Below are 25,607 nucleotides of genomic sequence, written 5' to 3' on the forward strand. Positions count from 1 at the left end.
CGCTTCCCCGCGTTCAGTTCTTCGAGTTGTTGGAACCGTTGAGCTGCGCAAGCGCCGTGGTGAGATAGGTGCTGGTGTTGTTGAGCGAGGACATCAGCGTATCGAGCGCGGTGTACTGCTGCTGCAGCTGGTTCTGGTAGGTCGCCATGCGGCTGTCCAGCGCCGTCTGCTGCTGGCCCAGCTGGGTCAGCGTGTTGTTCAGGCTGTCCATCCGCGTGCCGATGATGCCGCCGGTCTGCGTGTACGCGTTGATGGTGGTGTTGAGGTTCGTCGCGTAACCGTTGGTGCCGACCAGCAGGTCCTTCACCGCCGACGGGTTGCTCTGGAACGCGGAAGCGAGCTTGTCCGTGTCCAGCGCCAGCGTGCCGTCCGCGTTGCGCGTGATGCCGATGTTGGTCAGCGTGCCGAGGCTGTTGCCCTTTACCGCACCACTCAGCACCGACGAGATGCCGCGCTGCACCGAGGTGAGCGTGGTATCGCCCAGCAGCACGCCCGCCGTGCCCGAGGTCTGGTCGAAGCTGGACAGCGAGGAAACGGTGCTGACGTAGCTGTTGTACGCGCTGACCAGTCCCTGGATCGCGTTGGTGGCGGCGGTGTTGTCCTGCGCCACGGTCAGCGTGTTAGTGCCGGTGCCGGTGAGGTTGAGCGTGACACCGTCCATCATGCCGGTGACGGTGTTGGTGGGACTGGTGACGGCGATGCCGTCCAGCGTGAGCTTGGCGTCCTGCGCTTCGTTCGCGCCTGGCGTGTTCAGCGTGTTGGCGAGGCTGGTGAGCCCGCTGCTGCTGGTGGCGTTGGCGCTGATGGTGAACGCGTTGGCCACGCCCGTCTTGCTCGAGCTCAGCATCAGCTGCTGACCATTCGTGCCGTTGACGATGGTGGCCGTGACGCCGGGGTTCGAGGTGGAATTGTTGATCGCGGTGGCGATGGTCGACAGCGTGTCGGTGGCCGACACCGCCAGGTTCATCGTGGTGGAGCCCACCGTGATGTTGAGCGTGCCCGCGCCCACCGGCGTGCCCGAGGCCACCGCGTCGCTCGCGCGCTTCTGCGCCGTGGCAAGCTGGCTCACCGCAATGGTGTAGGTGCCGGCGTGCGCGCTCGGCATCGTCGTCGCGGTGCCGATGCTGCTACTGCTGCCCTGCGGGGTCAGCGTGGCGTTGTAGCTGCTGAAGGTGCTGGCGGACGTGAGCGTGGCCAGTGCGGTCTGGATGCCGCCCAGCGCCGAGTTCAACGACGACAGGCCGTTGAGCAGGTTGTTCGTCTGGTTGGTGCGCGTGGTGATCTGCTGCTGCGACGCCGCCTTGCGCGCGTTCACCAGCGCCGTGACGATGGAGTTGACGTCGAGGCCCGAGCCAAGACCCGCGGCGCTCAAGGTGCCACTGCCACCGCTGGATGACGAACTGCTGGAGCTGGAGGACGAGCTGCTCGAGCTGCTCGAACCGCCAGTTGCCGAGTTGAGCGCGTTGAGCAGCGAGCTGAGGCTGCTACCGCTGGTGCTGCTGGTGGTGGTCATCGCACTGCCTTGTCCGTTTCCCGAAGTTGTTCCGCCTCGGCGGAAAAGTTCGAGCCTCCGGCAAAAACCTCACGCATGAGGGCTTTGCCGGAAGCTCCCGAAACACCGGGCGGGCTGCGAATGCAACCCGCCTGGTGGTAGATCCGGCCGCGGTGGATGCGACTCGGGAGGAGTCGCATCCGGGCCTGCGTCCGTTACTGCAACAGCTTGAGAACCTGCTGCGGGTTGGAGTTGGCCTGGGCCAACACCGAGATACCCGCCTGCTGAAGCACCTGCGCCTTGCTGAGGTTGGCCGTCTCGGCCGCGAAATCCGCGTCCTGGATGGTCGACTGCGAAGCCTGCAGGTTGGTGGTCTGAGCGGCCACCGTGGAGATGGTCGACTGGAAGCGGTTCTGCACCGCACCCAGCTGGGCAGCGAAATCGCTGACCGTCTTCAGGGCGACGTCGACGCGCGAGATCAGGTCGTTGGCCGAATCCACCGTGCCCACGCTACCCGTGGCCAGCGAACCGCCGGTGGCGGCCGTGGTGCCCTGGGTGTACGTGGCGCCGGCGTTCGCGTCCGTAGCGGACGCGCCGACGATCTGACCCTTGGTGTCGCCAACCGTCAGCGCACCGGCCGAGTAGAAGTTGATGCCGTTGCCCGCACCGTTCACCGCAGCGCTAACGCCCGTGATGCCGGCCGCGTTGATGGCGTCGGACACGTCCTGCAGACTCTTGGCGCTGCTCAGGTCGATGGCCGTGCCATTGATGGTCAGGCCTTCCTTCGACAGGTCGCCCGTGGCGGCCACGACGCCGGTCGAGGCACCGGTGCCGGCAGCGGCGGTCGACGCCGGCAGGCCGAGCGTGGTGGCAGCTGCACCACCAAAGGTCAGTGCAGCGGCACCGCCGTTGTTGATCTTCAGTTCGCCGGTGGTGGCATCGACCGATGCCACGGTGGAGCCGGCAGCCGTGTTGATGGCGGAAGCCAGGTCGCCCGCGCTGTGGTACGTGCCGGCAGCGACGGAGACGTTGGTGGTGCCACCGTCGGTGGAGACGGTCAGCGCGCCAGCGGCGAGCGTGTAGCCCTTGAAGGCTGCACTGATGTCGCCCGAGTTCACTTCGGCGACCTGGCCCATGGCGCTCGACTTCACGCTGGTGCCCAGGCTCACCGAAATCGTCTGGCCGACGTCGGCACCGATCTGGAAGCTCTTCGTCTTCATCGAACCGTCGAGCACGTTCGAACCGTTGAACGTGGTCTGGTTGGCGATACGGGTGATTTCAGCCAGGCGCTGCTGCACTTCCTGGTCGATCGAGGCGCGGTCGGAATCGGTGTAGGTACCGTTGGCCGACTGCACGGCCAGATCGCGGATCGCCTGCAGGTTGGCGGTGACCTGGTCCAGCGCGGAGCCGGCGGTCTGCGCCAGGTTGATGGCGTCCGATGCGTTGGCGCTGGCCTGGCCGAGGCCGCCGATCTGCGTGGTGTAGCGCTGCGAGATGGCGAAGCCGGCGGCGTTGTCGGCGGCGCTGTTGATCTTCAGGCCCGACGACAGACGCTGCGTGGCGGTCGAGAGCGCGCTCTGCGACTTGGTCAGGTTGTTCTGCGCGTTCAGCGACGAGATGTTGGTGTTGATAACGAGAGACATGAATTTCTCCTACGTAACCGGTGACCGGTTGGATTGGCTTTGTTCGTGCCGGCGGCCAGGTTCCGCGTGGGATGCCATCCGCCTCAGTGAACTTTTCGGCTCGTCTTGCGATTACTTGAGCCGACTTTCGTGCCAATTCGTGATGGAGCGCACTGGATAAGGCCTTGTTGCCCCGACGTCGTGCCGCTCGATTACGCCAACCTGTACCGCGTAGACCTCCTCTCGTTCCTGCGAGTGCTTCGTGCTCGTGCGCGCGGCGTCGATGCGATGCACGCACGAACCTGCGATTACTTCAGATAGTTGAACAGGCTCATCGACTTCACCTGCGCAAACATCTGCTGCGATGCCTGCAATGCCGTCTGCTGCAGCGACAGATTGCTGATGGCCGTATAGGCATCCGCGCCCTGCACATCGGACAGCGCGCTCTTGTAGGTCACGCTGAGATCCTGGTACGCGCCCTGCTGCTGTTGCAGCGTGTCGAGCCGACCACCGATGGACACCTGCACGGAGCTGATGGCGGATTGCGTCTGGTCGATGGATTCGATCTGGCGGCTCATCACGTTGGTGAGCTGCGTGTCGGTGGTGCCGCCGTTCTGCAGCGCGCTGATCATGTTGTTCAACGTGCTGAAGACGTCCTGCTGGCCGCCCGTGGCCACCGACACCGAGTCGCCCGCGGCAGGCGTGCCGCTCATGGCGATGGTCATGCCGTTGAAGCTGATCGAACCGCCATCCGTGTACGTGCCGCCGACGGGATTGCCGCTGCTGTCGAGCACCGCGTTGCCGTTCGCATCGGTGGCCGTCCATGCACCGCCTGCGGCGAAGGTGATGGTGTAACCACCACCGCTTGCCGCCGATGTGCTGTTCCACGCGGAAAGATCGGTAACGCTGTTGCTGCCCACTACCAGCGTGCCGGTGTTGGCGCTGCCCGCACTCGCTTCAAACGTACCGTTGCCCGCGGGAATGTTCATGAACAGTCCCGAGCCCGGATCGCTGGTCGGCACCTGCAGGCCCGAACCCACCGACGAACGCTGCTGCGCATCGTTGCCGCTGTAGCTCACGGCGCCGTTCACGCCCACCTGGAACGGCGTCTTGGTGGTGCTGGTGCCGGCGAACAGCGCATTGCCGTTGCTGTCGGTGGTGTTGGCCAGCTGCATGAGCTGGTCGCGAATCTGGGTGAGCTGGCTGGCGAGACTGTTGCGGTCGCTGCTGGACAGCGTGCCGTTCACCGCCTGCAGTGCCAGCGTGCGGGCGCTGTCGAGCGCGCTGTTCACCGAGGTGAGCGTGCTCGCCTCGGTGTTGAGTCGCGTGGTCGCCGAATCGATGGTGCTGGAATACTGCGCGTTCGACGCAAGCACGTGATTGAGGCTCACCACCTGGCCGGCGCCGGCCGGATCGTCGGACGCCACGTTGATGCGGTTGCCCGTGTCGACCTGGTTCTGGGTCGCGGCCAGCGCACTCTGCTGGCTGATCATGGTGTTGAGCGACTGCTGGTACATCCAGCTCGTTGAGAGACGCATCATTGGTTATCCCTGCATCGCCGTGATCAGGCTGCTGAAAATGGTCTGCGCGGTGGAAATCACCTGCGCCGAAGCCTGGTATGCCTGCTGATAGCGCACCATGTTGGCGGCCTCTTCATCGAGGTTCACGCCGGACACGCTCTGCTGTGCGGACATCGCCTGGTTGAACAGGCTGGTCTGCGTGGTGAGGTTGCTCGAAGCCTGGCTGCCCACCGTGCCGATGGTGGTGGTGAGCGTGCCGTAGGAGTCGATCACCGACTGCGTGCCACCGGCCAGCACGCCCTTGTCGGCGAGCCCCGCCAGAGCCAGCGCATTGCTGGTGTCATTGAGGCCATTGGTATTGGCGCCAATGGCGAAGCTGTCGTTGGCGGCAGGCGTGCCCGAAGGCGTCACGCTCCAGCCGTTCGCGCTGATGGTCTGGCCCGGCGCGTAGCTGCCGCTGGCCAGCACGTTGCCTGTGCTGTCCGTGACCTGATAGCTGCTGGCCGACGGAAAACTGACGGTGGCGCCGTTGAGCAGCGCCGCATTGGTGGGATCGTCCACCGTCACCGAACCGATGGCGCCATTGCCGGTGTTGGCCTTGGCCGCCGTTGCGTTCAACGCCGCAGCCGCCGCGATGTTGTTCGGATCGGTCATGGTGAGCGCCAGACCCGTCGAGGCCTGGCGCGTGGGCTGGATCTGGAAACTGTCGCCCGCCTGCGCCGTACCCGAAAGCGAGAACGTCAGACCGTTGGCGGAATACGTGCCGTCCGGATTGGCCGTCATCGGCACGGCCTGGCCCGCGGTGGTGGCCAGGTTCCAGTTGCTGCCGTCGTAGCTCAATACGTAGTCCGAGCTGGTGAGCTGGGAGACGTCGGTGATGCTCGCCGACACGGCGCCCGTGCCCTTGTTGAGATTGCTCGGCAACACGTTCGGCGTCGGCACGCTGAACATCGGGCCGCCCTGCTTGCCGTAGAGATCCAGGCCCTTGGACTGCTGCTCGTTCACGCTGGTGGACAGCGCCACCGCTGCCTGGCCGAGCTGGTTCTGCACGTTGTCCAGCACGTTGCCGCGGTAATCGAGCAAGGCGCCCAGCGTGCCGCCGCTCAGCTTGCCGCTGACCACGGTGCCGGTGTTGTCCAGCACTTCCGTGCGCGAGGGGTCGTACTGGTTGTTGCCGGTCTGCATGGCGAACGACTTGTCGCCGCTCACCAGCGCCTGTCCGCTCGATGCGTACACGCTGATGGTGCCGTCGCTCTCGGTGTACGCCGAAATGCCCACGTAGCCCGACAGCGTCTGCACCAGGTTGTCGCGCTGGTCGAGCAAGTCGTTGGGAACGTTGTTGCCGGCGGCGTGGATCTTCGCGTTGACGTCGGCAAGGTTCGACGACACGTTGTTGATGCTGTCCACCGTGGTCTTGATCTGCGCATTCACCTGGCTTTGCTGTGCGGCGAACTGCTGGCCCAGCGTGTTGAACACGGTGACCGCCTGGCTCGCGCTGCCGAGCGCCGACTGGCGGCTCGATGCCACGCCGGGTGTATTCGCCACGGTACTGAAGGAGCCGTAGAAACTGTCCAGCGCACTCTGCAGGTTGCCGCTGGCCGACAGCGAACTGTTGAGCGTGGTGGCCAGGCTGTTGTACGCGGTGGCGCGCGACGTGCTCGAGGTCGCCGTCCACAGTGCCGAGGTGAGGAAGTCGCTATACGCACGCTGCACGGACTGCACATCGACGCCGCTGCCGATGGTGTAGTTGCCGGCGGATTGCGAAATGGCCTCGGTCTGCACCACCGTCTGGCGGCTGTAGCCCGTCGTGTTGACGTTGCTGATGTTGTTGCCGACGGTGGACAGCGCCGTCTGCGCGGCGCTAAGCCCTGAGGCACCAATGCTGAGGAGGTTAGACATGTGTCATTCCGGGGCAAATTACTCAGAGGGATTCGGCGAGGCGGCCACTTTCTTGAGGGCGCCCTGCCCGATGGCGTGCAGTGCGTCACGCATCTGGGGACTGTTGGCGATCGCCACGATTTTTTGCGCATACGAGGGATCGGTGGCGTAACCGCCGTTGACCAATCCCCTGGCGAAGCCCACCACGTCCTCGCCGTGGTTGAGCGCCTTGGCGTAGCGCGGGTTGTCGGCAATCAACTGGGCGTAGTCGTCGAACGACTCGCCCGGGTTGTCGTAAGAACGGAATTGCGCGCGACGATGCACCGCCACGCCGCCTTCGAATTCCAGCGTGGGTACGCTCACCTTCTCGCCGCCCCAGCTCTGCCCGGCCTTCATGCCGAACAGGTTGTTGCTGGTGTTGCCGTTGGAATGCGTGGGCAGGTGCTGGCCCCACTGTGTTTCCAGCGCGGCCTGCGCAAGCACGGCGCGTACCGACACGCCGAGCTTTTCCGCGGCCTTCTGCGCGTACGGCGCGAGCTGTCGCACGAAGTCTTCCGCATCGGTGGGCAACAGCTTGAGCACCTTCTCGCCCACTTGCCGTGCACTGCCGGCGACATCGCTCAGGCGTTTCTGCCAGCTGTCGTCCAGGCTCGCCGCGCCAGCGGACTTGCTGGCGCCCGCATCGCCTGAGGCGCCATCGCCCTTGCCACCGAGCGCACCACCGAGCTGACGCACCAGCATCTGCGCGATGCCGATGCCGTTGCCGCCTTGCGAGAGCTGCACCGACAACTGCTGATCGAACATGTCGCGCCACTGGTTGCCGGCGTCGCTGTCGAACAGACCGTCGCCGCTGCTCGCGTCGCGCATCGACTTGAGCATCATCTGCGTGAAGATCGACTCGAACTGCTTGGCCACCGCGGGCAACGCGGCCTTGGCGTCGCTCTGCGCGGTCTGGCGCAACGCCGCGAACCCGGACAGGTCGGTCCAGGTATTGAGGCTGCTGGCAGCGTCGCCCGAAATCGCCATCAGGTCATCTCCATCAGATCACCACCAGCTCCGCATGCAGCGCGCCGGCCTGCTTGAGCGCCTGCAGGATGGAAATGAGATCGCTCGGCGACGCGCCCACCTGATTCACCGCGCGCACGATGGTGTCGAGGTTGGTGCCCGGGCCAAACTTGAACATGTGGCCGCCGTCTTCGCTGACCTGCACGTCGCTCTGAGGCACCACCACCGTCTGCCCACCCTTGCTGAAGGGCGCCGGTTGCGACACTTGTGGATTCTCCGAAATCGTCACCTGGATGGCGCCATGCGCCACGGCTGCCGGCGTCACGCGTACATCCGCACCGATCACCACGGTGCCGGTGCGTGAATTGACCACCACGCGCGCCGGCGCATCGCCGGGCGTCACTTCGATCGCCTGGATTGCCCCCATCCATGCCACGCGCTGTGAGGCGTCGACGGGGCCGCGTACCGCCACCGAACCGCCATCGACGGCACTGGCCGTGCCGGCGCCGTAGGTGCGGTTCACCGCTTCGGCGATGCGCGTGGCCGTGGTGAAGTCGGCCGTGTTGAGGTTGAGCATCAGGTCGCCGCCACTGGTGAACGTGGACGCCACCGCGCGCTCGACCGTGGCGCCGTTGGGCACGCGACCGCTGGCGGAAATATTCACCTGCACGCTGGAACCGCTCTTGCCCTGCGCGCTGATGCCGCCGACCACCACGCTGCCCTGCGCCATGGCATACACGTTGCCGTCGGCACCCCGCAGCGGCGTCATTAGCAGTTCACCACCGCGAATGCTCTTGGCGTTGCCGATGGAAGCCACCGTGATGTCGATCACCTGGCCCGGCTTGGCGAACGGCGGCAACTGCGCCGTCACCGTCACGGCCGCCGCATTCTTCAACTGCGGACGCACGTTGGCCGGCACCGTGATGCCGAACTGCACCAGCATGTTTTCCAGGCTTTGCGTGGTGAACGGCGCCTGCGTGGTCTGGTCGCCGCTGCCATCGAGGCCGACGACCAGGCCATAGCCGATCAACTGGTTGCTGCGCACGCCGCCCACCTGCGCAAGATCGCGGATCTTGTCGGCGTGCAGCGGCTGGTTCACCGAGAGAACCGCGCACACCACGATGCCGGCGCTGCTCAGCGCGGAGATCAGGCGTTCGCGAACGCGAATGAGGGTGGCACGCGACGGAAAGAGAGAGGCCTTCATCAGAACGGCATCCATTTGGAGCTGAAGAAGCGCGACAGCCAGCCCTGCGTGTTTGCATCGGCCAGCGCGCCCTTGCCGGTGTAGCCGATCTGCGCATCGGCCACGCGCGTCGACGGCACGCTGTTGTCCTGCAGGATGTCCTGTGGACGCACGATGCCCGAGATGCGGATGCGCTCCTGGCCCTGATTGATCGTGACCATCTTCTCGCCGCGCACGAGCAGGTTGCCGTTGGACAGGCGCTGCGCGACGGTCACCGTGATCGAACCCGACAACTGGTTGCTCTGGCTGCTGTCGCCGCTGCCGTCGAACGCGCGGTCGCCGCTGAGTGTGGTATCCGCCGTTTGTCCCGCGATCTTCAACGTGTGGCCGAGAATGCTCGGCGCGGCAATGTTGGTGGTGTCCTTCTTGCTGGTGCTGGTGCTCGCCTTCTTCGACGCCTGCGTGCTTTCCACCAGCGAGATGGTGAGGATGTCGCCCACGCGATGCGCGCGCGCATCGTTGAACAACTCCATGCCCTGCTCGGCGTGGTAGATCGAGCCATCGGTCGGCGGTGGCGCCACCTGCTCGGCCGGCATGGTGGCCGCCCACTGGTGGTCGTCGCGCGACTGCGGCGTGACGCAGCCCGCCAGCGTGGCCACCGCCAGCGCAATACCGATTCGAGGAAGGGAGCGAAAGCACGGCATGGCAGTTCTCACATCTTGTCGGTCAGGTCTTGCAGCATCTGGTCGGTGCTGCTGATCGCCTTGGAATTCATTTCGTACGTGCGCTGCGTTTCGATCATGTTGACCATCTCGGCCACCACGTTGACGTTGGAGGATTCGAGCGAACCCTGCAGCAGCGAACCCATGCCGTTGAGCGCGGGCTGGCCGGTCTGCGGCGCACCGCTGGAAGCGGTTTCCACGTAGAGGTTCTGACCCGTCGGCTGCAGGCCGGCGGGGTTGATGAAGTCGGCCAGTTGCAGCGTGCCCAGCGTCTGCGGCGTTGCCGACGACGTGGTGGTGGCGGACACGGTGCCATCCGAACCGATGCTGATGTTCTGCCAGCCCGGCGGCACCGTGATGGCAGGTTCGAGCGGATAGCCGTCCGCCGTCACCAGCTGACCGTTGGGATCGGTATGCAGCGAACCGTCGCGCGTATACGCCACAGTGCCATCGGGCATGCTCACCTGCAGGAAGCCGCGACCCTGGATGGCCACGTCCAGCGAGCCACCGGTCTGCGTGATGTTGCCTTCGGTGAACAGCTTTTCGTTGCCGACCACCTTCACGCCGGTACCCAGCATCAGGCCCGACGGATTGAGCGTCTGCTCGGTGGTCTGCGAACCGGGCTGGCCCTTGTTCTGGTACATCAAGTCCTGGAACGCCGCGCGCGAACTCTTGAACGCGGTGGTGTTGGCGTTGGCCAGGTTGTTGGAGATCACGTCCATGCGCGTCTGCTGCGCATCGAGGCCGGTCTTGGCAATCCACAGGGAAGAAAACATCGGTTACTCCGTGTAAGTCAGCGGGCTCAGTTGGCCTGCAGCAGCTTGAGGCTGGAATCGGCGTTGTCCTCGGAGGTCTTGATGGACTTCACCTGCATGTCGTACTGGCGCGAAAGCGCGATCATCTTCACCAGCTCGGCCGATGGATTGACGTTGCTGCCTTCGAGTTCGCCCGAAGAAATAGTCACGTTCTCGTCGGCCGCGGCCGTGCTGCCGTCGCCCATGTGCATGAGGCCATCCTGGCCTTGCGTCATCTGGGCCACGTCGGGATTGACCAGCTTGATGCGATCGATCTGCGAGACGGAGTTGGGCCCCTGCCCCTGTGGCACCGTGGAGATGGTGCCGTCGGAACCGACGCTGATGTCCGTGGCCGGCGGAATGGTGATGGGCCCGGAACCGCCCATCACCGGATTGCCGCGCGAGTCGGTCAGCCCACCATCGGCGGTGAGCTGGAGATCGCCTGCACGCGTATAGCCTTCCGAACCGTCCGGCGCCTGCACGGCGATGAAGCCGGCGCCGCGCACCGAGATATCGAGCTGACGACCGGTGTTCACCGGCGAACCCTGCGCGCTGCTCTGGCCAATGCCATGCGCCACCGCGTTGATGCGCGCCGGCGTGCCATCGCCAAGCACCGGCACGCTCTGGAACGCGGAGAGCTGGCTCTTGAAGCCGACCGTGGACGCGTTCGCCAGGTTGTGGCTCACCGCTTCCTGGGCGCGCATGATCTGCGTCGCCCCGGTCATCGCTACGTAGACGGAACGGTCCATGGCGGTCTATTAACGTGAGATCGCGTTGAACAGCGACGAGGCCAGCGTGTTGTCGGTAGACAGCACCTGCGCATTCGCCTGGTAGTCGCGCTGCGCCTGGATCATGTCCACCAGCTGCGCGGTGGTGTCGGCCGTGTTGGAACTTTCCAGTTCGCCGGACTTGATGGTGCCGAACTCGCCCGAGTTCGCCGTGCCCATCGTCGCCGGGCCCGAATCGGTGCTTGCCGCCCAGGTCGTGTTGCCGAGCTGGCGCAGGCCCTGCACGTTGGCGAAGTTGGCGATGGCCACCTGGCCGATCTGCGTGCTCTGGTTGTTCGAATAGGTCGCCGTGATCACGCCCTGGTCGTCGATGTCGATACCCGACAAGGTGCCCGCCTCGAAGCCGTTCTGGATGATGGGCGCCGCCGAGTAGGCCGTGCCGAACTGGGTGATGTTGGTCACGTTGAGCGACAGCGTGAGCGGCGAGGAACCATTGCCCAGGTTGACCGGGTTGAACGCGAGCGTGCCGCTGGTGGGCGTGGTGAGCTTGCCGGTGCTGTCGAACGTCATCGGCTGCGTGCCGGCGCTCTGGCCGTCCACGTAAAGGTTGGCGTTCCAGGTGTTGGTGCCGGTCTTCACGTAATAGATCGTGGCCTGGTGCGAACCGCCCTGCGAGTCGTACACGGTCACCGGCGCGGCGTTGTTGTAGCTGGTGGAATCGGTGGTGCTGAAGGGGTTGGTCGGCACGGTGGCGCTGGCCGGCAGGTTCGACGACAGCGTGATGGACGTGGTGGCCGTGGCGCTGCTCTGCGCGGCCTGCCAGCTGAAGTCGCTCAACGTGCTCATGTCGAAGCCGCCGTTGCCGTTGGGCGGATAGATCTGCAGGCGCGAACCGTCCGGCGCGGTGATGAAGCCGTTGGAGTTCTTCTCGAAATCGCCGGCGCGCGTGTACTGCACGCCGCTGCCGTTGTTCACCGCGAAGAAGCCGTTGCCGTTGATGGCCAGGTCCAGGCTGTTGCCGGTGGTCTGCAGGTCGCCCTGGTTGAACTGCTGCGCCACTTTCTGCAGCGTCACGCCGCTGCCCACCGCGGTGGAATTGAGGTTGAGGCCGGTCACCGCGAAGATGTCCGCGAACTCCGCACGCGAACCCTTGAAGCCGGTGGTGTTGGCGTTGGCGATGTTGTTGGCGATGACGTTGAGATCGGACTGGGCGGCATTGATGCCGCTGAGCGCCGTGTTGAGTGCCATGTTCTATTCCTCGTGTAAGTGAACGCGCGAAGCGTCAGAGAATCTGCGCCACCTGGCTGAGCGGCACGCCGCCCACGCCCGATACCTGCAAGTACGTGCCCAGCGTGCTGCCGCCGTAGCCCACGCCCGTCACCGTGCCGGACACGTAGGTATCCAGCGAGGTGCTGCCGCTGCCCGAGCCACTGCTCGCCTGCAACGTGTACGTGCCCGCAGGCACGGTATTGCCGCTGTCGTCCTTGCCGTCCCAGCTGAACTGCGCAAGACCCGCGCTTTGTGCGCCGAGCGAAATCGTGCGTATCACGTTGCCGCTGCCATCGAGCACCTGCACCGTGGGGCTGCTCGCGGCAGTCACATTAATGGCGCCCTTCACCGCATCGGTGCCGTCATAGGTGGCCGAAGTGGCCGGCACCAGCACGTCGCGATTCACCAGGTTCGCCGAGCTGAGCACCTGCGAGGTCTGCATGTTCGACGTCACGGTGCTGCTCATCGTCTGCAGGTCGGTATCGAGCTGCTGCGTGGCCGAGAGCTGGCTGAACTGCGCCATCTGCGACACGAACTGCGAGTTGTCGACCGGGTTGGTCGGGTCCTGTGCCTGCAGCTGGGCCGTCATCAGCTTGAGGAAGTCGGCCTGCGTCATCGTGCTCGACAGCGCCGAGTTCACGTTCGAAGAACTGCTCGAACTGGAATTGTTCGTGCTGCTCGTATTGCTGGTGCTGCCTGGAATGGTGGACATGGGGTTTCCTGCCGGCTTACTTGCCGAGGTCGAGTGTCTTGAGCATCAGCTGCTTGGTGGTATTCATCGCCTCGACGTTGTTCTGGTACGAGCGCGATGCCGTGATCATGTTCACCAGTTCGTCGATGGGATTGACGTTGCTGCCGTAGACGTAGCCGGTGTCGTCCGCCATCGGGTTGCCGGGCTCGTAACGTGCCTGCACGTCGGCCTGGCTTTCGGTCACGCCCTTCACCTGCACGCCCACGGTGCTGTCGGCGTCGGCATTCTTCGCGCCGCCCATCGCGCGCTGCACCGCGGAGAACAGCGGTTCCTTCGCGCGGTACGCGCCTTCTGGCGTGCTCGACACGCTGTCGGCATTGGCGAGGTTGGACGCCACGGTGTTGAGCCGCAGCGATTGCGCCGCCATGCCCGAACCCGAGACATCGAAAATCTTGAACATGGACATCAGCTCTGGCCTCCGGTGATGGCCGTGCGCAGCATGTGGATCTGCGCCGTGATGAAGGAAAGGCTGGCCTGGTAGTGCACGCCGTTGGCGGCGAAATTCGCCTGCTCCACCTGCGTATCCACCGTGTTGCCGTCCATCGACGGCTGCGTGGGCGCGCGATACGCAAGTTGTTGCGCCGATTGCGCCTGCGGATTGATCTGCCCGGGCTGCGTGATCGTCATGGCCAACGTGTTGCCGTTGCCACTCGCACTGGCCAGCGCCTTCTTGAAGTCGACATCGCGCGCGAGGTAACCGGGCGTATCGGCGTTGGCCAGGTTGCTCGCCAACACTTCGCTGCGCCGCTGCCACGTATCGAGCGCCTGCGTGTGCAAACCGAACAGGTTGTCGTTGATCGAACTCATCGCTCACTCCTGCGGCGGAGGCCGCGGGACGGTTTGAGCAATTTGCGTGCCACGGTTCAGGTTGTGCTTCGCAACCCGCATGGTTGATGGGTTTGCGAGGTTTCGTGGCTGGGGTTCGACGCGGGTGTTTGGGGGTTCGTCGGAATTTCGACGCGGGTGGTAGCGGGTTACTGACGCGGGGTTAGACGGGGTAGGTTTTGTTTTTTTGGCTCGTCGTTGTGGCGGCCTCCCCTCAAAGGGGTGAGGGCCGAAGGTACTCTTCGACAGCCAGCGCCTGTTCTTGGCTTTGCTCGTCATTCCGGCGAAGGCCGGAGGCGCTTTTCAACAGCCGAATGGCTGGTCATCCAGCGCCTCGGTTTTGGGTTGTCGGGTTAGCGTGTGATCGCGCTTTTGTAGTGCTACGGCGACCGGGCCGCTTACGCAGCGGGCGTTTCGATCGGCTGCCGCCGCTCGAGTCACTTTTCTTTTGCTGGCCCAAAAGAAAAGTAACCCAAAGAAAATGGCCTCTAGAGCTAAAGGCTCATAGCGTTCTTTGGGATACGAGCCTTGAAGGTTTTGGAGCCCGGAACGTCACGATCTCTCTAATCAGCGGTACGGCTACACCGCCACGCGCCGAGGCGAAGAGGGCTTAAAGCAGGACATCACTGCGCTACTTCATGGCTGCGACCGTCTTCGCCAAGCACCGCACTTCTCCCTCTCCCCTTGCGGGAGAGGGCCGGGGAGAGGGGCGGGTGCTCGCAAATGCGTTTCTACCCCGAGCCTTCGCTCCCGCTCTTCGGGGTCCCCGTATGACAGCGGCGGGCGGGTGGAGGAAAGCCCGCAGGGTGGCCGCACGGATGCGGCCAGTTTTTCGACAGGACAAGGATGTCCTGTCGAAAAACCCCGTAACCCGACCGCGTACCTTCCGTCCTAAGGACGAAAGGCGCGTCATCCGGGGTGCCGTTTCTTTTGGCATTGCCACCATCTCGGTGGTTACTTTTCTTTACTCCGGGCGTCCTGCCCTCCGCCCTTCGGGCCGGCTTCGCCGTTCGCACGCGCTCCTGTGCGTGCGTGGGCAAGCAAAGAAAAGTGACCCGGGCCGCGGCAGCGGCTCGGAAGCCCGCCGCAGGCGAGCCAGATCACCGCAGCGCGACAACCGAATGCAAAGTCACTGGATGACCAGCCATTCGGCTGTTGAAAAAGCGCCTCCTGCTTCCGCAGGAATGACGAGCAAAAACAAAGCGGCGCCCCATGGGAGCGCTTCGCAAGACTGCTCGTTCACCACCATAAGGTGGCAATGCCCCCGCCAAAGATAGAGGGAACAAAAGCAGCGCAACCAGCGCCCAGCAAAACCTCAAAACTCCTCAAACCTCTCCGGCATCAACTCCAGCACCGTCTGCGCCAGCAGATCCGGCTGAAACTTCGCCACGAAGCGATCGGCGTTCACCTCGCGCACCATCGCCTCGTTGAAGATGCCGCTGATCGAACTGTGCAGCACCACCTTCAGCGAGCGCAGCGAGGCCGTCTCGCGGATGGCGCGCGTCAACGCGTAGCCGTCCATGCGTGGCATCTCGATGTCCGACACCACCAGGGTCACGCTCTCTTCGCTATCGGTTTCCGCGAGCGCTTCCAATCGCTCCAGCGCTTCGCGGCCATCCTGGGCGACCACGCATTCCACATCCATCTGGCGGAACAGGTTCACCAGTTGGTTGCGGGCGACCAGCGAGTCGTCCACCACCATCACGCGGCGCGGCTGCAGGTCGTGCACGCGGGCGATGCGCTGCATGGGTGCGGACAACTCGGTGGTGGTGCCGTTGAGCGTGGCCAGCACGTGCTCCACGTCGACCACGGCGACCAAGGCACCGTCCACGCGCGTCACTGCATTGACGCGGCTGCCGAAACCCAGCGCTGCCGCAGGTGCCGCCAGCGATTCGCCGTCGCAGTGCACCAGCCGCTGCGGCTCGGCCACCAGGAAGCCCTGCACGCTGCGACTGAATTCGGTGACCATCAGGTGCGCCGAGGCCACGTCCCGCAGCGACGGATAGCCCAGCGCCACGGCCATGTCGATCACGGGAATGGTGGTGCCGCGATAATCGCAACTGCCGGCTACCAGCGGATGCGCGTCGGGCATGCGCTCCATGGGTGGGCGGCGCATCACTTCGCGCACCTTGAATACGTTGATGCCGAACAACCGCTCGTCGCCCATCCGGAACAGCAGCATGGCCACGCGGTTGTGGCCGGCCAGCCGGGTTTGCTGTTCCACCTTGTCCATCCACGCACTCATGCGTCTTCCTCGTTGCGGCCCTGCCGCTTTGCTCTCCCGCGTATCGGCCGGCCGCGCGTCGGCTTGAGCGGCACGACAGGCCATGGCACGTCGTTTGCTTCTCAAGTTCCAGCGTTCGCCGCCGATGCCGGAAGCGACCCTTATAGGAAGGAAAGATCCACCCATGAGTCTCATCTGGAGCCAGCATCTCGCCGAACTTGCCCGAGCTGCCGCCGCGGGTGACCGCGCGAAGGTCGCGCAGTTGTCGGCACGCCATCCGCGCGCAGCACAGGCGTTGGCACCGCTGCTGGCCGCCGTTTTCACCAGCAAGCCGCCCGTGGCCGTGGCCATGCAGACCATGGAACAGCTGGGCCTGGTACTGGGTTCGGCGCAGCAGCTGGCCCGCGAGCAGGCCTCCATGCACCAGTCGGCGCAGGAGAGCCGCGATGACGTCGGTCGTTTGACGGATGGCAGCGCCGGAATCTCGACATCACTGCAGCAGGTTGCCACGGGGCTGGACTACGCACGCCAGACCGGCGCCACCGGCGAACGCAGCGTGAGCGAGCTCGACGGTCAATTGCGCCTGCTGCGCACGGCGCTGTCGGCCATGAATCGCAACCAGAGCAAGCTGGCCGAACAAGTGGCGCAGATCCGCAAGCTCACCAGCGTGGTGCAGGAGATCGCGCACCAGACCAATCTGGTGGCGCTCAATGCCGCCATCGAAGCGGCGCGCGCAGGCGAGGCCGGCCGCGGCTTTGCCGTGGTGGCCGATGAGGTGAAGCAACTGGCCGAGAAGACCAGCCAGGCCACCAACGAGATCGAAGGCGTCACCGGTTCCATCGGCGAGTTCTCGCAGCAGCTCGACGGCGACGTGCAGCAAGGCCTGCAGCGGCTGGACCGCGCGCAGGCCGGCCTCACCCAGACCGAAACCTCGCTGCAGGACAGCAGCGAAGCCTTGCGCCAGATCGGCGAGCGCATCGGCACCATGCACAAGAACCAGGATGCCCAGCACGCGCGTGCTGTCGCCGCGCAGGCCGCGCTTGGCGCCTGGCACCGTCGCTCGGCGGAAGCCACGCGCCAGTCCGAGGCGTTGAGCCGCGGCGCGCTGCTCGGCCACCGCCTCGCACTGGATTGGCTGGAAACCGAAACCGGCGAAGATCCGGCCAGCCTCAGCCTCACCGTGCGCGAAGCCGCTCAGGGGCTGCGCCAGGCGATGGAACTGGCCTTGCAGGAACCGGCCGCGCTCGATCGGCGCTGGTTCGATACGCAGGCACTCAGCCGCACGCTCGATCGCCTGACCGCCGGCCGCCATGACAACGCGGCCGCTGGCGCGCTCTCCGCGGCCGGCGCACGCATGCGCGAACAAGGCAGCACCTTCGCCACCCTGCTGTGCGACGGCAACCTCGATCAGGCCAGCCAGTTGATGCAACAGCTGGAAGGCGAACGCGAAACGCTGCTGTCCCAACTGAACGTGCTGCTGGCCGATCTATGACGCGACGCCTGGCCGCCCTGCTGCTCGCCGCCATCGTGCTGCCCGCCCATGCCGCGGAGCCGGCACAGGCGGCGCGTGCCGCGGCCGAACAGTGGCTGCGCGGCCAGTACGAAACACCCGGCAGCCGCGTCGTGGCGCAGGCGGCCGAACTGGATACGCGTTCGCTGCAGCTCTCGCCCTGCCCGGCCGCCCTCAGCGCGGGCCTGCAGGCGGGCGCGCGGCTGATGCCGCGTATGAACGTGCTGGTGCGCTGCCCCGGTCCGGATGGGTGGACCTTGCACGTGCCTGTTCAATTGCAGGTGTTCCGCCAGGTGCTGGTGCTGGTGCACCCGCTGCAGCGCGGCGACGGCGTGCGCGCCGACGACGTGCACAGCGAGGAGCGCGACATCACGCGCCTGGGTTACGGCTATATCAATGACATGGCGGAGCTGGAAGGACGTACCCTGTCGCGCGCCATGGGCGCCGGCACAGTGGTCACGCCGGCCGCCCTGGGCGGACGCAGCGCAGTGAAGGCGGGCGACCAGGTACAGCTGGTGTCCCGTCTGAGCGGCATCGAGGTACGCGCCAGCGGCGTTGCGCTGGGCAGCGGGGACAGCGGTTCGCGCCTAAAGGTGCGCAACGGCAGCTCCGGCAAGGTGATCGACGCCATGGTGATGGCGCCGGGCGAGGTCCTCGCCCTCCCCTGAACCCATGAGCCATTAAAGTTTGCGGCCCGCCGGCCGATCCTGTAAGCAACAGGGCCAGAAATCCAAGAGAACGGACCCCATGAATACCACGATCTCCAACAACGGCTTGCCCAAGCTTCCCCAGCCCGCCACGGGCCAGGGCAGCGGCTCAACGCAGGGCACCTCCAGCACGACGTCCAGCGACGCCGTCGGCAGCAGCACGGGCACCAACGACCGCGTGCAGATCACCGACTCCGCACGCGCCCTGCAGGAAGCAGCTCGCACGAACAGCGGTGCCACCATGGACACGAAGAAAGTCGAGCAGATCCGCCAGCAGCTGGCGAACGGCACGTACAAGGTCGACGCCGGCAAAATCGCCGACCGCATGATGTCCCTCGAAAACCAGCTCAACGGCAAGTCATGAGCCCGTCCCTGCAAGCCGAACTGGACCATGCGCTCACGGCGGCGGTCGACGAGATGCGGCTGGCAGTGGGTCAACTGATGGACGCGCTCACCACCGAGCGCACCGCCCTGGAAACGGCCGACGTCGACACGCTCAACAAGGCCGGGGCCAGCAAGCACGAACTGATGGTGCGGCTGGAACAGCTCGACAGCGAGCGCGTGCAGCTCAGCCAGGGCGCACCGGAAGCCAGCCGCGTGCTGGCACCGAAGTGGCAAGAGATCCTGCAGTCGCTGCGCGCCTGCCAGCAGCTCAACCAGCGCAACGGCACCCTCGTGGGTATCCGCCTGCAGCAGGTACGCAAGGCGCTGGCAGTGCTGACCGGCAATGAAGCGGAAGCAAGCGTGTACGGCCGCGCGGGTGACCTGCGCACGAGCCTGCGCTCGCAATCGTTGGCCGAGGCCTGAACAGTTATGACGCACGTGCTGTCTTCATGCACGTGCGTTTGTTGGCAGGCGGCAGTTGCCGCTCCTCTCCACCATCGTCACCACATCGACTGATCATGAGCGAAGCTGCGGCCATCCCCTCCGCCTCGGACGCGTCCACCGCCAGCGAGCAAGCGCTGCCGGTGATCCGTCTGCCTATGCTGGACAGCAAGCGCGAATTGTTCGCCTACGAAATCGTCTTCCAGGACGATGCGGAGGACGAGGCCACGCTGATGCGCCGCGCGCTTGCCACCATCACCGACGGCGCGCTTGCACGCCTGGTGCGCGGCAACCGCACCTTCCTGCGGCTCACGCACGAGCTGCTGATGGAAGAGACCGACGTGCTGCAGCACCAACCCCGCTTTGGCGTGATGCTGCAGCCGGAAGCCGCCGCCGATGCCGCGCTGGTGGAACGCCTCACGCGCATGGCGCAGCGCGGCTGCCCGCTGATGCTCGATGCCGGCGACACCACGCTCGAATTCAATCCCGCTGTAGAGCCGCTGCTCAAGATCGTGCAGTTCGTGCGCCTGGATGCCAGCAAGCTCGATCCGGCCACGCTGCGCTCGCGCAGCGAGTACCTGCATGCGCGCGGCACGCACGTGGTCGCCGGGCATGTGGACGATCACGACACCTACCATCGCTGCGAATCGCTGCCGCTGCAGGCGATCCAGGGCCAGTTCCTGCTCAAGCCCGAACCCGTCGCCGTGCCCGTGCTCGCTGCCAGCCGCCTGAGCCTGCTGCGTCTGATGAAGGCCCTGCAGGAAGGCAACCCCGGTCCGGTGGAACTGGGCCAGATCGTGCGCGACGACGCCATTCTCAGCTACAAGCTGCTGGGCTGCGTGAACTCCGCGTACTTCGCGTTGCCGCGTCAGCTCAAGTCGGTACAACAGGCTGCCATCTTCTTCGGTGCCGCACGCCTGCGTAACTGGATCTACACCATGGCACTCAGCGGCACGGGTGACCGTCCGCCGGAACTGCTGCGCGCCGCGCTCATCCGCGCGCACATGTGCGAAAAACTGGCGCAGCACATGCCCAACGAACAGCGCGAAATGGCCTTCACCGCCGGCCTGTTCTCCCTGCTCGACGCCATGATGGAAGCGCCGATGGATTTCGTGCTGTGGCATCTGCCACTCGCCAAGGAAATCAGCGGCGCCCTGCTGGAGAACAAGGGTCCGTTTGCGCCGCTGCTTGAGCAGATCCGCGCGTGGGAAGCGGGCAACTTGCGCGGTGGCGAAGTGCAGCCTCAGGTGATTCGTCGCATGGCGGCGATTTATCTTGAGGCGACGCAGTGGGCGGATCACGTTTATGCGTTTGCGGATCAGCGGCCGAATTGAGGTTGCTGGTTCTGCGTCTTCGCGCTGGGGTTGGCGTTGAGGTTGGTGGGTATTCTTCGCTTCTAGCCTGGTTTACGTCGGCGTAGCGATGCACGCTACTCCGCGTGCGGCGTGTGGACCGCTTTGCATATCGGCCTTTGCTTTTGATCGTCATTCCGGCGCACGCCGGAGGCGCTTTACAACAGCCGAATGGCTGGTCATCCAGCGCCTCGGTGTTGGGCTGTCGCGTTAGCGTCTGATCGCGCTTTTATGGCGCTACCGCGACCTGGCCGCCTGCGCAGCGGGCGTTTCGATCGGCTGCCGCCGCTCGAGTCACTTTTCTTTTGCTGGCCCAAAAGAAAAGTAACCCAAAGAAAATGGCCTTCAGAGCAAAGGCTCGCAGCATTGTGCTGGGATAAGCCCGAACGCTCGAGGATGGTTGTGGCGGGACACCCATGGGAGGCCACACAGCGGGCACTCCGTAGCGCTGCGCAACGCGCCCGAATCGCAGAGGACTTAAAGCGGAGCCTCGCTCCGCATCGGCTTTTGCTTTGGCTTCGCTCTTCAAGCCGTCTCCGTGCACCGCACTTCTCCCTCTCCCCTCGTGGGAGAGGGTTGGGGAGAGGGGGCGGGTGCTCGCGAAATCGGTGCTACTCGAGCTTTGGTTGTGGCTCTTCGGGGTCCCCGTATGACAGCGGCGGGCGGGTGGAGGAAAGCCCGCAGGGTGGCCGCAGGGATGCGGCCAGTTTTTCGACAGGACACGGATGTCCTGTCGAAAAACCCCGCAACCCGCACGCGGACCTTCCTTCCTAAAGGACGGAAGGCGCGTCATCCAAGGTGCCGTTTCTTTTGGCATTGCCACCATCTCGGTGGTTACTTTTCTTTACTCCGGGCGTCCTGCCCTCCGCCCTTCGGGCCGGCTTCGCCGTTCGCACGCGCTCCTGCGCGTGCGTGGGCAAGCAAAGAAAAGTGACCCGGACCGCGGCAGCGGTTCGGAAGCCCGCGGCAGGCGAGCCCGATCGCGGGAACGCGACAACCGAATGCAAAGTCACTGGATGACCAGCCATTCGGCTGTTGAAAAAGCGCCTCCTGCCTTCGCAGGAATGACGAGCGAAACAAGGCGACGCCTCTTCAGCGCGACGACGCAAGGCTGGCATCTCCCCACCGTGAAGGCGGCACGCCCAGCCGCTCACTGCGAAAAACCTCAGGCAGCGGTCGCCCGCAACCTCCACACCGCCAATCCCATCCCCACCAACGCCATCCCAAACCACATACCGCCCACGGCAATATCCGTCCCCAACCACATCACACACGCCACCGCGGAAATCAGCAGCGCACCACTGCCTACCGCAAGCAGCGCGTCGTGATGCGTGCGGGGACGCTCGGGAAGCAGCAGCAGCGCGCCGAGCATGGCCAGCAGCAGTGCGCCGATGCGGCGTGCCCACACGAACGATGGTGGCGCGGGAACATCGGGCACCACGTCGACCAGCGAACGCTCGCCCACCTGCACGTCGAAGCCCTTGCCATCGGCAGCGCTCGCCGATGGCACCAGCTGATCGCCGCTGACCTGGGCGAACACGGTGACCACCTGTGCGGGAACCGCTTCCCAGCTCACGCGCAAATCGCCGAGCTGCGGGTGGTCGGGGTGCTCGCTGGTGGTGAAGTAATTGCCGTTCGGGGCGAAGCTCGCCGCCAGGTTCGTCGGCAGCGTTTTGATATCCGGCGAAATGAGTTCGCCACCCAGCAAGGCATGCAGCAACGGCGCCGACAGAATGTAATTGCCGACGCGTGCCTGCCCAGAGTCGAACTGCTTGCCCTCCAGCGGAAAACGCTCGGGGTTCGCATGGCCCGAAGGCTGTGCGAAACGCCGCGAATCGACCGGACGATCGACCCAATCCTGCTCGTAGTGCACGTCGCCGCCCACGCGGATTTCCCGCCACTGGAACATTTCCACGTGACGAATCAGTACGGGCGCATGCGCGCGCTGGCCGAACTCGGCATCGAAGGGTTCCTCGACCACGCGCACGGGGCCGGAGACGCGCACCAGGTTGCCGTGATGGCCCTGGCTTTGCGAGCCGCCATCACCGATATCGAGAATCTGCCCGCCGTGGCGATCGGAAGCATGGCGATTGTCGAGCAACCCCTGCTCGGTCATCGCGACCAGCCCCGCGCCGGCCAACAAAAGCAACACACCTAATACGCGTCGCAACCAAGGCTGCATGGTGCTCCCCTCCCCTGTGGACGACCGGTCAGGCCGCCTGTCCCCGCATCGCTGCTTGTTCGTCTGCCGTACCGTAGCGGCCCTTCTCGTCCCGCACCACGCGCGCCACGGCGCAGTCGTGATCGTGGGTAAAGAACAGTCGCACGTCGCGCGCCAGCTTGTCGTCCAGGAAGGCGCGCTTCTCTTCGATCAGCTTTTCCGGATAGCGGTCGTAACCCATGGTAATGGGCAGGTGCACCCAGAAGCGGCCGGGAATGAGATCGGCGCAGAACACCACGCCGCCTACTTCCGCGAGCATCAGTCCGGGCGTATGGCCGTCCGAATAACTGAAGCGCACCGCATCACCCAGCGCCTTCGAATGCTCGCCCTCGACCAGCTCCAGCCGTCCGCTTGCCTCCAGCAGCGGCTGCAGTTCCGGTACAAACGACGCGCGATCGCGCGGATGCGGCTGCAGCGCGCGGCGCCAATGTTCGGCACCGACGATATAGTTAGCCTTCGGAAACAGCAGTCGCGGCGACTGCCCTTCTTTCCACGCGGCAAGCAAGCCGCCGGCGTGGTCGAAGTGCAGATGCGACAACACCACCGCGTCGATGTCTTCGTGCGTAAGCCCGGCTTCCGCCAGCGAATCGAGCAGCACGTGGCGATCTTCCACCACGCCGTAGCGCTCACGCAGCGTCGGTTCGAAGAATGCGCCGATGCCGGTTTCGAACAACACGTTCTTGCCGTCGAGATCCTTCACCAGCAGGCAGCGGCAGGCGAGCGGAATGCGGTTCTCCGCATCCGGCTTGATCCAGCGCGACCACAGCGCCTTCGGCGCGTTGCCGAACATGGCGCCGCCGTCGAGCTGCTGCGAGTTACCGGTGAGTGACCACATGTGCATCGTTACTGCACCTTGCCCAGGCCCGACTCGCGACGCGGATCGCTGGCCGCGTCGAGCTTGTTCGTTTTCAGATCCCACGTGACCACGTTCATGTAGCCCCAGGGGCTGCGTTCCTTCAACTCGTGGCCCATGCGCTTGAGCGCGTCGGCGGTGGCCGGATCGAAGGTGCCCGGCTCCACGTCCACGCGATCGGGCATGTACTGGTGGTGGTAGCGTTTCTGCGCGGCGATGCCTTCGGCGTTCTTGCCGTCCATGAAGGCAAGGATGCCTTCCAGCACCTGCGTGATGATGGTGGAGCCGCCCGGCGAACCGATCACGCCAACGCGATCGGCGCCGAACACGATGCTTGGCGTCATCGACGACAGCATGCGCTTACCCGGCGCGGGCGCATTCGCCTCGCTGCCCAGCAGTCCATAGACGTTGGGCTTGTTGGGCACCAGCGCGAAGTCGTCCATCTCGTCGTTGAGCAGCACGCCGGTGCCTGCGGCCACGAAGGTGGAACCCATGGTGTAGTTCACGGTGAGCGTGATGGAGGCGATGTTGCCGTCCTTGTCGATCACCGAGAAATGCGTGGTGTGCATGCCCGGATCGATGCCCGTGCTGCCCGGCAGCATCGACGACGGCGTTGCCTTGTCGGGCAGGATGGTCATGCGCAGGCCGGCCGCGTAGTAAGGCGACAGCAGCATGTCCAGCGGCATCTTCACGAAGTCCGGGTCGCCCAGGTAGTCGTTGTGATCGCGGAACGCGCGACGCATGGCTTCGATGACCAGATGCGTGCGATGGGCCTCATCGAGCTTGGTGAGGTCGTAGCCGGAGAGGATGTTGAGGATCTCCGCCACCGCCACGCCACCGGATGACGACGGCGGCGCGGTGACCACGCGATAGCCGCGATAGTCCACCACGATGGGCGTGCGTTCCTTCACCTGGTAGCTCTCCAGATCCTTCGCGGTCCAGTTGCCGCCAGCCGCACGCACGGCGTCAACGAGCTTCTTGCCGATCTCGCCGCGATAGAAACCATCGGCGCCCTGCTCGCCCAGCACTTCCAGCGTGCGGGCCTGGTCGGGATCGCGCCACACCTGACCGGCCACCGGCGGCTTGCCGTTCGGCAGGTACTTGGTGACGGAAGCCGGCCAGCGCTGGATATCCTGCTCGCGCTCAGTAATGGCATTGATCAGGCGGGCATCTGGCTGGAAACCGTCACGCGCCAGGCGGATGGCGGGTGTCAGCGAGTCCTTCAGCGGCAGCTTGCCGTAGTGCTTGGCCAGCCACGCAAGGCCGGCGGGTTCGCCGGGAATGCCGGCGGAGAGCGGCCCATTCAAGGCGGTGTCGCGATTGGGCGAGCCGTCCTTGTTGAGATAGTCCTTGGTGTTCACCGCCGCCGGCGCGGTTTCGCGCGCGTCGATGAAGATGTCCTTGCCGTCGGAGGCGCGATGAAGCACCGCCATGAAACCGCCGCCGATGCCGGAGCTTTCCGGCTCCACGATGGACAGCGTGGACGCCACCGCAATGGCCGCATCGAACGCATTGCCGCCCTTGGCCAGCACGTCGAGGCCGGCGTCGGTGGCATGGAAGTTCGCGCTGGCGATGCCGGCGTGACCGGGACGCTGGGCAATGAGGTGCGACGAAGGTGCGGCGGCAGGAGCAACAGCGGGGCGGCTGTCGGCGTATGCAACGCTGGAGGAAATGAGCAGGGCCAGCAGCGTCAGGCGCCAGTTCAACGGGTGCTTCATGCGTCGTCCTTTGTGGAACCATGGCCCGACGATGCCGCGGCGTTGTCGCCCAGCCCCATCAGGTGTCGGTATTTGAGGTCGAGTTGATCGTGGGTTTCGGTGTGCTCGGGGTCGATGATGATGCATTCGACCGGGCACACATCCACGCATTGCGGCTCGTCGTAGTGACCGATGCATTCGGTGCACAGCGACGGATCGATCACGTAGTACTCCTCGCCCAGCGAGATGGCCTTGTTCGGACAAACCGGTTCGCAGACGTCGCAATTGACGCAGGTATCGAGGATTTTCAGGGACATTCGTTGAGTTTACATGCTGGGCGCGAATGGTGCGCCGCAAGATCTGGCGGGTCGAACCATCAACATGGATGCGCGGGAAGAAAAACAAAAGCCCGCGGCACTTTCGCACCGC

At 65.0% G+C, this 25,607-nt stretch carries 23 protein-coding genes; 5 read left to right on the forward strand and 18 right to left on the reverse strand.

What is annotated here, in order from left to right; translation table 11 throughout:
* Positions 1–13 precede the first annotated feature (13 nt).
* From fliD to ABIC75_RS07255, 14 genes are all read right to left on the reverse strand, one after another.
* On the reverse strand, positions 14–1,513 hold the full coding sequence (gene fliD, locus ABIC75_RS07190; protein ID WP_354013171.1) for a flagellar filament capping protein FliD: 1,500 nt from the start codon (positions 1,511–1,513) through the stop codon (positions 14–16).
* 194 nt (positions 1,514–1,707) lie between these two features.
* Positions 1,708–3,135, reverse strand: coding sequence for a flagellin (locus tag ABIC75_RS07195; RefSeq protein WP_354013172.1), 1,428 nt, complete (start codon positions 3,133–3,135; stop codon positions 1,708–1,710).
* A gap of 287 nt (positions 3,136–3,422) precedes the next feature.
* Positions 3,423–4,655: a flagellar hook-associated protein FlgL gene (gene flgL / locus ABIC75_RS07200; protein WP_354013173.1), complete on the reverse strand. Its 1,233-nt coding sequence runs from the start codon at positions 4,653–4,655 to the stop codon at positions 3,423–3,425.
* A 3-nt stretch (positions 4,656–4,658) separates the two neighbouring features.
* Positions 4,659–6,533 carry a flagellar hook-associated protein FlgK gene (gene flgK / locus ABIC75_RS07205; protein ID WP_354013174.1) on the reverse strand — a complete coding sequence of 625 codons (1,875 nt, stop codon included), beginning with the start codon at positions 6,531–6,533 and terminating at the stop codon, positions 4,659–4,661.
* Positions 6,534–6,551: 18 nt separating this feature from the next.
* Positions 6,552–7,538 (reverse strand): flagellar assembly peptidoglycan hydrolase FlgJ, encoded by a 987-nt coding sequence (gene flgJ / locus ABIC75_RS07210; protein ID WP_354013175.1) that lies wholly within the window; start codon positions 7,536–7,538, stop codon positions 6,552–6,554.
* Positions 7,539–7,551: 13 nt separating this feature from the next.
* On the reverse strand, positions 7,552–8,721 hold the full coding sequence (locus tag ABIC75_RS07215) for a flagellar basal body P-ring protein FlgI (protein ID WP_354013176.1): 1,170 nt from the start codon (positions 8,719–8,721) through the stop codon (positions 7,552–7,554).
* Positions 8,721–9,404, reverse strand: coding sequence for a flagellar basal body L-ring protein FlgH (gene flgH, locus ABIC75_RS07220; protein WP_354013177.1), 684 nt, complete (start codon positions 9,402–9,404; stop codon positions 8,721–8,723). Before flgH ends, ABIC75_RS07215 begins: the two co-directional genes overlap by 1 nt.
* Positions 9,405–9,412: 8 nt before the next feature.
* Positions 9,413–10,198, reverse strand: a complete 786-nt coding sequence (gene flgG, locus ABIC75_RS07225) for a flagellar basal-body rod protein FlgG (protein ID WP_354013178.1) — start codon at positions 10,196–10,198, stop codon at positions 9,413–9,415.
* A 26-nt stretch (positions 10,199–10,224) separates the two neighbouring features.
* Positions 10,225–10,965 carry a flagellar basal-body rod protein FlgF gene (gene flgF, locus ABIC75_RS07230; RefSeq protein WP_354013179.1) on the reverse strand — a complete coding sequence of 247 codons (741 nt, stop codon included), beginning with the start codon at positions 10,963–10,965 and terminating at the stop codon, positions 10,225–10,227.
* A 9-nt stretch (positions 10,966–10,974) separates the two neighbouring features.
* The gene (gene flgE / locus ABIC75_RS07235) at positions 10,975–12,192 is read right to left on the reverse strand and encodes a flagellar hook protein FlgE (protein ID WP_354013180.1); all 1,218 of its coding nucleotides are present in this window, start codon (positions 12,190–12,192) and stop codon (positions 10,975–10,977) included.
* Positions 12,193–12,226: 34 nt separating this feature from the next.
* The gene (locus ABIC75_RS07240) at positions 12,227–12,925 is read right to left on the reverse strand and encodes a flagellar hook assembly protein FlgD (RefSeq protein WP_354013181.1); all 699 of its coding nucleotides are present in this window, start codon (positions 12,923–12,925) and stop codon (positions 12,227–12,229) included.
* Positions 12,926–12,941: 16 nt separating this feature from the next.
* Positions 12,942–13,370, reverse strand: a complete 429-nt coding sequence (gene flgC, locus ABIC75_RS07245) for a flagellar basal body rod protein FlgC (RefSeq protein ID WP_354013182.1) — start codon at positions 13,368–13,370, stop codon at positions 12,942–12,944.
* Positions 13,370–13,771, reverse strand: a complete 402-nt coding sequence (gene flgB, locus ABIC75_RS07250) for a flagellar basal body rod protein FlgB (protein WP_354013183.1) — start codon at positions 13,769–13,771, stop codon at positions 13,370–13,372. The genes flgC and flgB overlap by 1 nt, the downstream gene beginning before the upstream one ends.
* Before the next feature lie 1,333 nt (positions 13,772–15,104).
* On the reverse strand, positions 15,105–16,034 hold the full coding sequence (locus ABIC75_RS07255; protein WP_354013184.1) for a chemotaxis protein: 930 nt from the start codon (positions 16,032–16,034) through the stop codon (positions 15,105–15,107).
* A 163-nt stretch (positions 16,035–16,197) separates the two neighbouring features.
* On the opposite strand from ABIC75_RS07255, the gene ABIC75_RS07260 reads away from it, so the two are divergent.
* From ABIC75_RS07260 to ABIC75_RS07280, 5 genes are all read left to right on the forward strand, one after another.
* A complete protein-coding gene (locus ABIC75_RS07260) occupies positions 16,198–17,505 on the forward strand; it encodes a methyl-accepting chemotaxis protein (protein WP_354013185.1) in 1,308 nt (435 codons plus the stop codon).
* Positions 17,502–18,191 carry a flagellar basal body P-ring formation chaperone FlgA gene (gene flgA / locus ABIC75_RS07265; protein ID WP_354013186.1) on the forward strand — a complete coding sequence of 230 codons (690 nt, stop codon included), beginning with the start codon at positions 17,502–17,504 and terminating at the stop codon, positions 18,189–18,191. The genes ABIC75_RS07260 and flgA overlap by 4 nt, the downstream gene beginning before the upstream one ends.
* A 79-nt stretch (positions 18,192–18,270) precedes the next feature.
* Entirely contained in the window at positions 18,271–18,594 is a 324-nt protein-coding gene (flgM, locus tag ABIC75_RS07270) for a flagellar biosynthesis anti-sigma factor FlgM (protein WP_354013187.1), read from the forward strand.
* Entirely contained in the window at positions 18,591–19,037 is a 447-nt protein-coding gene (locus ABIC75_RS07275; protein WP_354013188.1) for a flagella synthesis protein FlgN, read from the forward strand. Before flgM ends, ABIC75_RS07275 begins: the two co-directional genes overlap by 4 nt.
* A gap of 95 nt (positions 19,038–19,132) precedes the next feature.
* Positions 19,133–20,389 (forward strand): EAL and HDOD domain-containing protein, encoded by a 1,257-nt coding sequence (locus ABIC75_RS07280; RefSeq protein WP_354013189.1) that lies wholly within the window; start codon positions 19,133–19,135, stop codon positions 20,387–20,389.
* Positions 20,390–21,572: 1,183 nt separating this feature from the next.
* Here ABIC75_RS07280 and ABIC75_RS07285 read toward each other — a convergent pair.
* The 4 genes from ABIC75_RS07285 to ABIC75_RS07300 are packed head-to-tail and all read right to left on the reverse strand — an operon-like array spanning position 21,573 to position 25,495.
* Entirely contained in the window at positions 21,573–22,559 is a 987-nt protein-coding gene (locus ABIC75_RS07285; protein WP_354013190.1) for a TMEM43 family protein, read from the reverse strand.
* A 58-nt stretch (positions 22,560–22,617) separates the two neighbouring features.
* On the reverse strand, positions 22,618–23,469 hold the full coding sequence (locus tag ABIC75_RS07290; RefSeq protein ID WP_354013191.1) for an MBL fold metallo-hydrolase: 852 nt from the start codon (positions 23,467–23,469) through the stop codon (positions 22,618–22,620).
* Between the two features lie 2 nt (positions 23,470–23,471).
* Complete coding sequence (gene ggt, locus ABIC75_RS07295; RefSeq protein WP_354013192.1) at positions 23,472–25,199, reverse strand: gamma-glutamyltransferase; 1,728 nt, start codon at positions 25,197–25,199, stop codon at positions 23,472–23,474.
* Positions 25,196–25,495 (reverse strand): YfhL family 4Fe-4S dicluster ferredoxin, encoded by a 300-nt coding sequence (locus tag ABIC75_RS07300; protein ID WP_354013193.1) that lies wholly within the window; start codon positions 25,493–25,495, stop codon positions 25,196–25,198. The genes ggt and ABIC75_RS07300 overlap by 4 nt, the downstream gene beginning before the upstream one ends.
* Positions 25,496–25,607: the final 112 nt, after the last annotated feature.

This window comes from Dyella japonica, assembly GCF_040545895.1.
GTDB lineage: Bacteria > Pseudomonadota > Gammaproteobacteria > Xanthomonadales > Rhodanobacteraceae > Dyella > Dyella japonica_D.